Annotated in this window: 8 protein-coding genes and 1 riboswitch; of the genes, 3 read left to right on the top strand and 5 right to left on the bottom strand. The window is 71.2% G+C overall.

Going from position 1 to position 10,799, the window contains the following annotated elements:
* Nucleotides 1–75 precede the first annotated feature (75 nt).
* Nucleotides 76–357: an HPr family phosphocarrier protein gene (locus tag ACFWBN_RS09760; protein ID WP_362584986.1), complete on the top strand. Its 282-nt coding sequence runs from the start codon at nucleotides 76–78 to the stop codon at nucleotides 355–357.
* Between the two features lie 218 nt (nucleotides 358–575).
* Here the strand turns inward: ACFWBN_RS09760 and ACFWBN_RS09755 are convergent, their stop codons facing one another.
* From ACFWBN_RS09755 to ACFWBN_RS09740, 4 genes are all read right to left on the bottom strand, one after another.
* Entirely contained in the window at nucleotides 576–1,253 is a 678-nt protein-coding gene (locus ACFWBN_RS09755) for a GntR family transcriptional regulator (protein ID WP_385173272.1), read from the bottom strand.
* A 210-nt stretch (nucleotides 1,254–1,463) separates the two neighbouring features.
* The gene (locus ACFWBN_RS09750) at nucleotides 1,464–2,261 is read right to left on the bottom strand and encodes a M23 family metallopeptidase (RefSeq protein WP_385173270.1); all 798 of its coding nucleotides are present in this window, start codon (nucleotides 2,259–2,261) and stop codon (nucleotides 1,464–1,466) included.
* Nucleotides 2,262–2,273: 12 nt separating this feature from the next.
* A riboswitch (cyclic di-AMP (ydaO/yuaA leader) is annotated at nucleotides 2,274–2,433 on the bottom strand.
* A 240-nt stretch (nucleotides 2,434–2,673) separates the two neighbouring features.
* On the bottom strand, nucleotides 2,674–4,041 hold the full coding sequence (locus ACFWBN_RS09745; protein WP_385173490.1) for a M16 family metallopeptidase: 1,368 nt from the start codon (nucleotides 4,039–4,041) through the stop codon (nucleotides 2,674–2,676).
* 20 nt (nucleotides 4,042–4,061) lie between these two features.
* Nucleotides 4,062–5,435, bottom strand: a complete 1,374-nt coding sequence (locus tag ACFWBN_RS09740; RefSeq protein WP_385173487.1) for a M16 family metallopeptidase — start codon at nucleotides 5,433–5,435, stop codon at nucleotides 4,062–4,064.
* Between the two features lie 215 nt (nucleotides 5,436–5,650).
* On the opposite strand from ACFWBN_RS09740, the gene ACFWBN_RS09735 reads away from it, so the two are divergent.
* Nucleotides 5,651–8,107 carry a DNA topoisomerase (ATP-hydrolyzing) subunit A gene (locus tag ACFWBN_RS09735; protein WP_385173267.1) on the top strand — a complete coding sequence of 819 codons (2,457 nt, stop codon included), beginning with the start codon at nucleotides 5,651–5,653 and terminating at the stop codon, nucleotides 8,105–8,107.
* A gap of 105 nt (nucleotides 8,108–8,212) precedes the next feature.
* Complete coding sequence (locus tag ACFWBN_RS09730; protein WP_385173264.1) at nucleotides 8,213–10,270, top strand: restriction endonuclease; 2,058 nt, start codon at nucleotides 8,213–8,215, stop codon at nucleotides 10,268–10,270.
* Nucleotides 10,271–10,385: 115 nt separating this feature from the next.
* Here ACFWBN_RS09730 and ACFWBN_RS09725 read toward each other — a convergent pair whose 3' ends face one another.
* Nucleotides 10,386–10,745 (bottom strand): hypothetical protein, encoded by a 360-nt coding sequence (locus tag ACFWBN_RS09725; RefSeq protein ID WP_385173261.1) that lies wholly within the window; start codon nucleotides 10,743–10,745, stop codon nucleotides 10,386–10,388.
* Nucleotides 10,746–10,799 lie beyond the last annotated feature (54 nt).

Below are 10,799 nucleotides of genomic sequence, written 5' to 3'. Positions count from 1 at the left end.
CGAAGGTCGGTCGGAGCATTCCGGGCGTCGTGAGAGACTGGTCTAGACAACCGTAAGAACCTGAAGGGCATCACCATGGCAGAGCGCCGCGTCAACGTCGGCTGGGCCGAGGGCCTGCACGCTCGTCCCGCCTCGATCTTCGTCCGTGCGACGACCGCTTCCGGCGTCCCGGTGACCATCGCGAAGGCCGGCGGCGACCCCGTCAACGCCGCTTCCATGCTGGCGGTTCTGGGCCTGGGCGCCCAGGGCGGCGAGGAGATCGTCCTCGCGTCCGACGCCGACGGCGCGGAGGTCGCGCTGGACCGCCTCGCGAAGCTGGTCGCCGAGGGTCTCGAAGAGCTTCCCGAGACCGTCTGACCCTTCGGGTCGGGTTCGACCTCACGCAGTCCACGCGGCGAAGCCGTGGTCACCGGAGTTCCGGGGGCCACGGCTTCGCTGTTTCCGCGACGGAATATCCGGGCCGGCGGAAATAAGGCAGCACCTGAATTCGGCTCCGCGAAATCCGGCTCCGCGGGAATGCGGAACGGCCGGGCCGCTAATTCGCGCCGATACCGGTCCTTTGTATACGGGCTCTGTTAATGCCGGCCGCTCGACATGTTTACGGCAGGTTGCGAAGTGCTCACCACGGTCCGGAGCCGCAGCCGGTGCGCGCCCGCCGCCCGGTCGGCGTGCATCGCGGTCAGCGCCCGGGCCCGTTCCGCGTCCCCGCGCGCCACCGCGTCCACGATCGCGCCGTGCTCCGCCCAGGACTCCACCGGCCGGACCGGCGCCTCCACCACGTACATCCACGCGACCTTGTGCCGCATCTGGGTGAGCAGCGCGATCAGCCCGGGGCTGCCGGAGGCCTGGGCGAGGGTCTCGTGGAACCAGCCCCCCAGGGACCGCAGGTCCTCCCCCTGGCCCCGCCTGGCCCGTTCCTGGCCCAGCCTGACCAGTCCGCGCAACACCTTGAGGTGGGCCTCGGTGCGCCGCCTGGCGGCCCTGGCGGCGGCGAGGGGCTCCAGCAGCATCCGCAGCTCCAGCAGGTCGGCGGCCTCCTGCTCGGTCGGCTCGGCCACGCAGGCACCCGCGTGCCGGCGCGTGGTGACGAACCCCTCGGACTCCAGGGTCCGCAGCGCCTCGCGGACGGGGACGCGCGAGACCCCGTACCGGCGGGCCAGCACCTCCTCGGTGAGTCTGCCGCCCGGTTCGAAGACCCCGGAGACGATGTCGTCGCGAATTGCCGTGCATACCGCGTGCGCAGGAATACGCAAGACCGAACCTCCGCCTATTTCCGACTCGCACCCTCATTGGACACGCGTGCGCGTGCTGCGACTCTATTGCAACACACGATAATTTCCGAGAGCGGTCGAGAATGCGAAACATTTGCACGCGGACAACGCGAAGGCCCCGGCTCGGGGAGCCGGGGCCTTCGGTGAAGCGGCGAAGCGGTGGTGCGGTCCGCGGACGCGGGCGCCTTCGGGTCAGAGGCTGACGCCGTGCGAGCGCAGGTACGAGACCGGGTCGATGTCCGAACCGTACTGGGAGCCGGTGCGGGCCTCGAAGTGCAGGTGCGGGCCGCTGGAGTTGCCGGTGGAGCCCGACAGGCCGATCTGCTGGCCCGGGGTCACCTGCTGGCCGACGGAGACGCTCAGCGAGGACATGTGCCCGTACTGGGTGTAGGTGCCGTCGTTGTGCTTGATGACGACGTTGTTGCCGTACGCACCGCCCCAGCCGGCCTCGACGACGGTACCGGCGCCCACCGCGTGGACGGAGGTGCCGGAGGCGGCGTGGAAGTCGATGCCGGTGTGGCTGCCGGAAGACCACATGCCGCCGCCCGCGTGGTACTGCGTGCTGACGTACGAGCCGTCGACCGGGGCGACGAAGGTGTTGAGGCGCTTGCGCTCCTCCTCGCGGGCGGCGCGCTCGGCGGCCTCGCGCTCGGCCTTCGCCTTGGCCTCGGCGAGGCGCTTGGCCTCGGAGGCCCGCTGCTTGGCGTCGGCCTCGGCCTGCGCCTGCGCGGCGGCGTGCTCGGCGGCGCGCTGCTGGGAGGCGGCCTGGTCCTCGATGTCGCCGGCGAGCTCCTCGGCGACGACGACGGCGTCCAGCCCGTTGTCCTGGATGGTGTTGCCGCTGCCGCTGTCCGCGGCGAAGGCCGGACCGGCCAGGGAGCCGACGACGCCCGTGGTGGCGAGGGCGGCGATGCCGGCGTAACCGGCGGTCTTGCGGCTCAGACGACTGGAACCACGGTGCTTACCGGCGGCACGACTGCCAAACGCCATGAAGGGGTTGATCCTTTCCTTCCCTCTCGCCTACCGGGTTAGCTGACGGGTTCGGAGCAGGAAGGTCTCCTACGGGCCTCCTCTTGCGAGGCGGTCCGATTCACCCCAGGGACTGATGTGGGTCCCCGGCTCCCCAGGCTCGCGCCTGACGGGGACTCGGCGATCGCTGCCCGGTGCCGCGGATGCGGCGGGTACAACTGACGGACAGCACGGCCGACGCTAGGCGGATCATCAGTCAATCGCCAAACAGACACGCCTTTTTGTTGCGTACGCCACATCACATACAAGCAACCACACCATCAAACGGACAAAAGGGGCCCCGGCGGGCAAGCCGCCGGGGCCCCTCACGCCGATCGCGGATCGGCCTTCAATTGACCTTCGGTCCGGCGCCAGTTGGACGCCGGCCGAAACGTCAGTTGGTGACGACGCTCACGTCGCCGATACCGAGCGCCCGCACCGGTGCCTCGATCTGCGAGGCGTCGCCCACGAGGATCGTGACCAGCCGGTCCGCCGGGAAGGCGGCCACGACCGCGGAAGTCGCCTCCACCGTGCCGGTCGCGGCGAGCTGCGCGTACAACTGCGCCTGGTAGTCGTCCGGCAGCTCCTGCTCGACCTGGTCGGCCAGGGTGCCGGCGACCGAGGCCGCCGTCTCGAACTTCAGCGGGGCCACGCCCACCAAGTTCTGTACCGCCACGTCCCGTTCGGCGTCGGTCAGGCCGCCCTCCGCGAGGGTGCGCAGCACCTTCCAGAGGTCGTCCAGCGCCGGGCCGGTGTTCGGGGTGTCCACCGAGCCGCTGATGGCGAGCATCGAGGCGCCCTTGCCGTCGGCGGTCGAGCGCAGGACCTGGCCGAAGGAGCGCACGCCGTAGGTGTAGCCCTTCTCCTCGCGCAGCACCTTGTCCAGGCGGGAGGTGAGGGTGCCGCCCAGGCAGTAGGTGCCGAGCACCTGGGCCGCCCAGACCCGGTCGTGCCGGTCGGGCCCGATCCGGCCGATCAGCAGCTGGGTCTGGACCGCGCCGGGGCGGTCCACGATGACCACGCGGCCGGTGTCGTCGGCGGTCACCGGGGGCACCGGCAGGGCATCGGCGAAGTTGCCCGTCCAGGTGCCCAGGGTGTCCGCCAGCACGGCGTCCAGGTCGATCCCGGTCAGGTCGCCGACGACCACCGCGGTGGCGGTGGCGGGGCGCACGTGGGCCTCGTAGAAGGCGCGTACGGCGGCGGAGTCGATCCGGGCGACCGTCTCCTCGGTGCCCTGGCGCGGGCGGGACATCCGCAGGGAGGCCGGGAAGAGCTCTTTGGAGAGCTGCTTGGCGGCGCGGCGCTGCGGGTTGGCCAGCTCGTGCGGGATCTCGTCGAGCCGGTTGCGCACCAGCCGGTCGACCTCGGAGTCCGCGAAGGCGGGGGCGCGCAGTGCCTCGGCGAGCAGGCCCAGCGCCTTGTGCAGGCGGGAGGCGGGGACCTCCAGGGAGACCCGGATGCCCGGGTGGTCGGCGTGCGCGTCGAGGGTGGCGCCGCAGCGCTCCAGCTCGGCCGCGAACTCCTCGGCGGAGTGCTTGTCGGTGCCCTCGGACAGCGCGCGGGCCATGATGGTCGCGACCCCGTCCAGGCCCTCGGGCTCCGCGTCGAGCGGGGCGGCGAGGTTGACCTCGACGGCGACGACCTGCTGGCCTGGGCGGTGGCAGCGCAGCAGGGTCAGGCCGTTGGACAGGGCGCCGCGCTCGGGGGCCGGGAAGGCCCACGGCTGCGGCTCGCCGGCCTGCGGCCGCGGGTGGAAGGTCATCGTGACGGCTGCGGTGTCGCTCACTGCTCCGCCCCCTCGTTCTCGTCGGACTCGGCGTTCTCGTCGGACGCTTCGGACGCTTCGGACGCTTCGGACACCGGCAGCGGCTCGTAGACCAGCACCGCGCGGTTGTCCGGGCGCAGCCGGGCCGCCGCCACGGCCTGCACCTCCTCGGCCGTGATGTCCAGGACGCGCTGTACGGCGGTCAGCGCCAGCTGCGGGTCGCCGAACAGGACCGCGAAGCGGCACAGTTCGTCGGCGCGGCCGGCCACCGTGCTCAGCCGGTCCAGCCACTCCCGCTCCAGCTGCGCCTGGGCGCGCTCCATCTCCTCGGCGGTGGGGCCCTCGGCGGCGAACCGCGCGAGCTCCTCGTCCACGGCCGCCTCGATGTCGGGCACCTCGACCCCGCCGGAGGTCTTCACGTCCAGCCAGCCCAGCGAGGGCGCGCCCGCCAGGCGCAGCATCCCGAATCCGGCCGCGACGGCCGTCTGGTCGCGGCGGACCAGGCGGTTGTGGAGCCGCGAGGACTCCCCGCCGCCCAGGATCGTCAGCGCCACGTCCGCCGCGTCGCAGTCGCGGGTGCCGTCGTGCGGGAGCCGGTAGGCGGCCATCAGCGCGCGCGCCGGGACCTCCTCGACGATCTCCTCGCGCAGCTGCTCCCCGATGATGTCGGGCAGGGAGCCGTCGCGGGGCGGCTGCTTGCCGTCGTGCGCGGGGATCGTGCCGAAGTACTTCTCGACCCAGGCGAGGGTCTTCTCCGGGTCGATGTCGCCGACCACGGACAGCACCGCGTTGTTCGGCGCGTAGTACGTACGGAAGAAGGCGCGCGCGTCCTCCAGCGAGGCCGCGTCCAGGTCGGCCATGGAGCCGATCGGGGTGTGGTGGTACGGGTGCCCCTCGGGGTACGCCAGCGCGGTCAGCTTCTCGAACGCCGTGCCGTAGGGGACGTTGTCGTACCGCTGGCGGCGCTCGTTCTTGACGACGTCGCGCTGGTTCTCCATGGACTCGTCGTCCAGGGCGGCCAGGAGCGAGCCCATGCGGTCCGCCTCCAGCCAGAGCGCGAGCTCCAGCTGGTGGGTCGGCATCGTCTCGAAGTAGTTGGTGCGCTCGAAGCTGGTCGTGCCGTTGAGGGAGCCGCCGGCGCCCTGGACCAGTTCGAAGTGTCCGTTGCCCGGCACGCTCGCCGAGCCCTGGAACATGAGGTGCTCGAAAAGGTGAGCAAGGCCGGTACGGCCCTTGACTTCGTGACGCGAGCCGACGTCGTACCAGAGGCAGACCGCGGCGACCGGGGTCAGGTGGTCCTCGGAAAGCACCACGCGCAGGCCGTTGGCCAGCCGGTGCTCGGTCGCTGTCAGGCCGCCGGAGCCGGCCTGGGCTGTGGCCGTGTGACCCATGGGCATGTGGTCCCTTCGATCGCGATGCAGAGATTTCTGTCAGACCTGCCACTGTATGCAAGCGCGTCGGTTGCCGGATAAGTTCCCGGGTCACTCCCCCAGCTCCGTCTGGGGGGACCCCCGGGGTCGGAGTCGGCGTTGTCGGTGCCTCGGGCCACAATGGTCCGCGTCAGACCCCCCAGCACACTCATTCTTGGTTAAGGAGCCGCGCAGCGATGGCCCGCCGCAGCACGAAGACCCCGCCGCCGGAGGATTTCGAGGAGAAGATCCTCGACATCGACGTCGTCGACGAAATGCAGGGCTCCTTCCTCGAGTACGCGTACTCGGTGATCTACTCCCGCGCCCTGCCCGACGCCCGCGACGGCATGAAGCCGGTGCACCGGCGCATCGTCTACCAGATGAACGAGATGGGTCTGCGCCCCGATCGCGGCTATGTGAAGTGCGCCCGCGTCGTCGGCGAGGTCATGGGCAAGCTCCACCCGCACGGTGACGCGTCGATCTACGACGCCCTCGTGCGCATGGCCCAGCCCTTCTCGATGCGGCTGCCGCTGGTCGACGGCCACGGCAACTTCGGTTCGCTCGGCAACGACGACCCGCCGGCCGCGATGCGCTACACCGAGTGCAAGATGGCCGACGCCACGTCTCTGATGACGGAGTCGATCGACGAGGACACCGTCGACTTCACCGCCAACTACGACGGCCAGGAGCGGGAGCCGGTCGCGCTGCCCGCCGCGTACCCGAACCTGCTGGTCAACGGCGCGTCCGGAATCGCGGTCGGCATGGCCACCAACATGCCCCCGCACAACCTGGGCGAGGTCATCGCGGCCGCCCGCCACCTGATCCGCTACCCGCAGGCGGACCTGGAGGCGCTGATGCGCTTCGTGCCGGGTCCGGACCTGCCCACGGGCGGCCGGATCGTCGGCCTCTCGGGGATCAAGGACGCCTACGAGAACGGCCGCGGCACCTTCAAGATCCGCGCGACAGTCGCCGTGGAGAACGTGACGGCGCGCCGCAAGGGCCTGGTCGTCACCGAACTGCCCTTCACGGTCGGCCCCGAGAAGGTCATCGCGAAGATCAAGGACCTGGTCGGCTCGAAGAAGCTCCAGGGCATCGCCGACGTCAAGGACCTCACCGACCGCTCGCACGGCCTGCGCCTGGTCATCGAGATCAAGAACGGCTTCCACCCGGAGGCCGTCCTGGAGCAGCTCTACAAGCTGACGCCGATGGAGGAGTCCTTCGGCATCAACAACGTGGCGCTGGTCGACGGGCAGCCGCTCACGCTGGGCCTCAAGGAGCTGCTGGAGGTCTACCTCGACCACCGCTTCGAGGTCGTCCGGCGGCGCAGCGAGTTCCGCCGCACCAAGCGCCGCGACCGCCTGCACCTGGTCGAGGGCCTGCTGGTGGCGCTCATCGACATCGACGAGGTCATCCGGCTCATCCGGGACAGCGACAACTCCGCGCAGGCCAAGGCCCGGCTGATGGAGCGGTTCTCGCTGAGCGAGATCCAGACCCAGTACATCCTGGACACCCCGCTGCGCCGGCTCACCCGGTTCGACCGGATCGAGCTGGAGTCCGAGCGCGACCGGCTGACCGGCGAGATCGACGAGCTGACCGGGATCCTGGAGTCCGACACCGAGCTGCGCAAGCTGGTCTCCACGGAACTGGCGGCGGTCGCGAAGAAGTTCGGCACCGAGCGCCGTACGGTCCTGCTGGAGTCGGCGGGCACCGCGGTGGCGGCGGTTCCGCTGGAGGTCGCCGACGATCCGTGCCGCGTGCTGCTGTCCTCGACGGGCCTGCTGGCCCGTACGGCGAACGGCGACCCGCTCCCGGAGGAGGAGGGCGGCGCCCGCGCCAAGCACGACCTGATCGTCTCGCAGGTCGCGGCGACCGCCCGGGCCGAGGTCGGCGCGGTCACCTCGTACGGGCGGCTGCTGCGGCTGTCGGTGATCGACCTGCCGCAGCTGCCGGACACGCACGCCGCGCCGAACCTGGCGGGCGGCGCCCCCCTCTCGGAGTTCCTCTCCGGGCTGGAGGCGGACGAGAAGGTGATCTGCCTGACCTCGCTGGACGAATCCTCGCAGGGCCTGGCGCTGGGCACCGAGCAGGGCGTGGTCAAGCGCGTCGTGCCGGACTACCCGGCCAACAAGGACGAGCTGGAGGTCATCACCCTCAAGGACGGCGACCGGATCGTCGGCGCGGTCGAACTGCGCACGGGTGAGGAGGACCTGGTCTTCATCACCGACGACGCCCAGCTGCTGCGCTACCCGGCGGGCCAGGTGCGCCCGCAGGGCCGCCCGGCGGGCGGTATGGCGGGCATCAAGCTCGCCGAGAACGCCAAGGTGATCCACTTCTCGGCCGTGGACCCGGCCCGGGACGCGATGGTGTTCACGGTGGCGGGCTCGCACGGGACGCTGGACGACTCGGTGCTGTCCGGGAAGCTGACCCCCTTCGACCAGTACCCGCGCAAGGGCCGGGCCACGGGCGGGGTGCGCTGCCAGCGGTTCCTGAAGGGCGAGGACGTACTGGTGCTGGCCTGGGCGGGCGGTTCCCCCGTCCGCGCGGCCGCGGCGAACGGCACTCCGGCGGAGCTGCCGGCCGTGGACCCGCGGCGGGACGGCTCGGGGGCCGCGCTGCCGGCGGGCGTCGCGGCTCTGGCCGGGGCCGCGCTGTAGGACGGAAGTCGCCATTCAGGTGGTACGCCCAACGGGGGACGTACCACCTGAATGGCGACTAGTGTTTTCCCTCTTGGCACTGGTGGGTGGGGGAGAACAGAGCTGATGAGTCGTCGCTCGGGCGGAGTGATCGGGGACTGGGCGGAGACCCAGCGTCGGATGCAGCAGACGCAGGTGATCCAGCAGCGCCAGGCGGAGCGTCGGCGGCGGGAACAGCAGGCCGCCGACCGGCAGCACCGCGAGGCCGAGGCCCGCCGGCGTACGGAGCGCATCGAGGCGGAAGTCGCCGCCCTGCAGAGCCTGCTGGCCGCGGGGTGCCGGGCACCGGCGTTCCGGACGGCCGGACTGGTCCGGTCCGAGCAGCTCGAACCCTTCAATCCGGGCACGCTGGCGCACACGGTGCCGATGCCGCAGCTGCAGCAGTTCCAGCAGCAGAGCGCGGGCTGGACGCTCGGCTCGAACCGGCGGGCGCAGGCCGAGCGCGAGGCGCACGCCCGGTACACGCAGGCCTGGCAGGCCGCCCATGCCGCGGAGCAACAGCGACAGCAGCAGCTGGCGGCGTACCGGCAGCAGTACGACCGCTGGGCGGCGGAGCAGCTCGCCGGGATACGCGCCCACAACAGCGGGCTCACCGAGTTGGCCGGGGCCCTGCGCGCGGGCGACGCGGAGGCCGTGGTGGAGTACTTCTCCGCGGCCCTGTACGCCTCGACGGCCTGGCCCGAGGCGCTGCCGAGGCAGGTGGCCGCCGCGTACGACCCGGGGGCGCGCCAGCTGGTGCTGGACTGGGAGCTGCCGGGGTACGCCGTGGTCCCGGAGGCCAAATCGGTCCGGTACATGCCGAGTACGGGCCAGGACAAGGAGACGGCCCGCCCGGCCACGCAGCGGCGGGCACTGTACCGGGACCTGCTGGCGCAGTGCGTACTGCTGGTGGTGCGCGAGCTGTACGCCGCCGACGAGTTCGGCGTACTGGACTCGGTGGTGGTCAACGGCTTCGTGGACGCCCACGATCCGGTGACGGGCCGGGAGGCACAGCTCGTGCTCGCCACGCTGTCGGCAGCCCGGCCCGCCTTCGAGGGGCTGCGGCTGGAGCAGGTCAGCGCGGTGGACTGCCTGGTGGAGGGGTTGCGCGGGCAGCTGTCTGCGCGGCCGGACCAGCTGACCGCGGTACGGCCCGGGCGCAGGCCCGACGAGGTCGGTGGCGGGGTCGTCAGCCACGGCGGGCACGCGGGCGGCGACCAGGACGAGCCCGACCTGTTCGAGATGGACCCGATCGCCTTCGAGAACCTGGTGGCGGAGCTCTTCCGGGCGATGGGCATGGAGGCGCTGACCACCCAGCGGTCGGGCGACGGCGGGGTGGACATCGAGGCGAACGACCCGTCCCCGATCACGGGCGGACGGATCGTGGTGCAGGTCAAGCGCTACCGGAACACCGTGTCGCCCACGGCGGTACGGGATCTGTACGGCACGGTCCAGGACAAGGGGGCGAACAAGGGGGTGCTGGTCACCACCGCGTCCTTCGGGCCCGGGTCGTACACCTTTGCCAACGGCAAGCCGCTGGAGTTGGTTCCCGGCGACAAGCTCGTGGAGCTGCTTCACCAGTACGGGTTGCGGGGACGCCTGGGAGGCGGCGCCACCGCGGGCATCCCGGCGCAGCGGACACCCGAGCCGGCCCCTTCCCCGGACCACAACGTGCTAGGCATGTCCTGGTCGGGCGCGGTCGCGCTCGACGTGTGCGCGCTGGTCTGCACGGGCAACCGGGTGCTGAGCGAGGACCACTTCGTCTTCTTCAACAACCCCCGGACCCCAGATGGTTCCGTACGGGCGCGGGCGCACGCCGCGCCCGACAAGGCCGCGCTGGAGGTCGCCTTCGACGCGCTCCCCCGGGAGGCCGACCGCCTGGTCCTGGTGGCCGCGATCGACCCGGAGGTCGACCCGCACGCCGACCTCGCCGGTTTCACCGATGCCCGGATCCGGCTCCTCGACGCGGCGGGATCGGAGCTCGGGCAGCTGGAGGTCTCGGACGGCCGGGCCGGCGAGACCGCGCTCGTCCTCGGGTCCTTCCGGCACCGCGCGAACGGCGACTGGGACTTCGTGATGGGCGGCAAGGGCTACCGGGGCGGCCTGGAGGACCTGCTGCGCGAGTACGGCGTCGAGGTCGCCTAGCCAGTACTGCAACGGTCTTCGGTGTGAGGGGCTATCGGGCTCTGGCGCTGGTCGTAACGCAAGGCAGCTCCGGGATCCGACACTTCGGATCCCGGAGCCGTCCCGGTCTCAACGCTCAGAACCTGTCCAGGGCTTCGTCCAGCACGTTCGCCGAGGCGTTCGACTGCTCCACCCCGAGGCTGGCGACATTTGCGGCGGAGCTGTTGTCCCCGTTGACGCAGATCTGCTGGATCGTGTTCGACTGCGCCTCGTTCGTCTGCGTCACGTTCGACTGCGTCACGTTGCCGAAGACGGCGACTGCGACGTTCACCGGGAAGATGTAGTCGGTGGACGTGTTGCTGGCAGCAGCTGCCTGCGTGCACTCCCTGGAGGCGCCGTCCGTGTCGGAGCCGACGGCGGAGGCAACTCCCGCCCCGACCATGCTGAGGCTCCCGATCATGGCGGCCACAAGAGCAGCCTTGCGAAGCTTGCGCACAACATCCCCTTCCTGCCTTAACGGCACGTTTCCGGATTTACCGGACATCACGGT

The sequence above is a fragment of the Streptomyces sp. NPDC059989 genome (assembly GCF_042736975.1).
GTDB lineage: Bacteria > Actinomycetota > Actinomycetes > Streptomycetales > Streptomycetaceae > Streptomyces.
The sequence above is the reverse complement of the archived record's forward strand: the minus strand, read 5'-3'. Positions and strand labels throughout refer to the sequence as shown.

Coding starts and splice junctions, on each gene's coding strand:
- ACFWBN_RS09745 (WP_385173490.1), bottom strand. CDS start 4,041: ATGACCTTCCACCCGCGGCCGCAGGCCGGCGAGCCGCAGCCGTGGGCC.
- ACFWBN_RS09750 (WP_385173270.1), bottom strand. CDS start 2,261: ATGGCGTTTGGCAGTCGTGCCGCCGGTAAGCACCGTGGTTCCAGTCGT.
- ACFWBN_RS09730 (WP_385173264.1), top strand. CDS start 8,213: ATGAGTCGTCGCTCGGGCGGAGTGATCGGGGACTGGGCGGAGACCCAG.
- ACFWBN_RS09740 (WP_385173487.1), bottom strand. CDS start 5,435: ATGGGTCACACGGCCACAGCCCAGGCCGGCTCCGGCGGCCTGACAGCG.
- ACFWBN_RS09735 (WP_385173267.1), top strand. CDS start 5,651: ATGGCCCGCCGCAGCACGAAGACCCCGCCGCCGGAGGATTTCGAGGAG.
- ACFWBN_RS09760 (WP_362584986.1), top strand. CDS start 76: ATGGCAGAGCGCCGCGTCAACGTCGGCTGGGCCGAGGGCCTGCACGCT.